Origin of the sequence: Mesorhizobium sp. M1403, assembly GCF_040317695.1 — a bacterium.
GTDB lineage: Bacteria > Pseudomonadota > Alphaproteobacteria > Rhizobiales > Rhizobiaceae > Mesorhizobium.
On record NZ_JAMYKY010000093.1, the window covers coordinates 1 to 800 of the forward strand.

The window sequence follows — 800 nt, forward strand, 5'->3', positions numbered from 1 at the left end:
AACTGGGTCTTGGCCTCGAACCATTCGCGCGGCGGTCGTTTCCATTCCTCGGCCGCGTGGTTCAGCACCAAATATAGCAGCTTCACGGCCGCATCGTCACTGGGGAAGTGTCCCCGGGTGCGGACGGCGCGGCGCAGCTTGGAGTTCAGCGCCTCTATGGCGTTCGTGGTGTAGATGATCCGCCGCACGCTTTCGGGATAGGCAAAGAATGGGACGACGTGCTGCCAATTGCGCCGCCAGCTTTGGGTGATCGCCGGATACCGCTGCCCCCAGTAGCTGGCTTCGAAGTCCTCAAGGGCCTTCATGCCGGCTTCGGCGTCCTTGGCCCGGTAGATCGCGCGCAGCGCCGGCACGACGGACTTGCGGTCCTTCCAGGACACGAACTCCAGGGAATGACGGATCAGGTGCACGATGCAGGTCTGGACGACAGTCTGGGGAAAGACGGCGTTGATCGCCTCGGGGAAGCCCTTGAGGCCGTCGACGACGGCGATCAGGACGTCGGCGACGCCACGGCTCTTCAACTCGTTCATGACGCGCAGCCAGAACTTGGCGCCCTCGGTCTGCTCGATCCAGATGCCGAGAATCTCCTTCGTGCCGTCCGGCAGGATGCCGAGCGCGATGTAGACGGCCTTGTTCCTGACGAAGCCCTCGTCCCTGATCTTGACCCGTATGGCATCGAAGAAGACGAGCGGATATACCGCGTCCAGCGGCCGGTTCTGCCACTCGGCCACTTCCTCCAGGACCGCATCGGTAACCGCCGAGATCAGGTCCGGCGACACGTCGATGCCGTAGAGCTCCTC

At 63.4% G+C, this 800-nt stretch carries 1 protein-coding gene; it reads right to left on the reverse strand.

The annotated features are described in order from the left end of the window. On the reverse strand, positions 1-800 hold an 800-nt coding region (locus NKH01_RS35170; protein ID WP_353024745.1), incomplete at both ends, for an IS256 family transposase.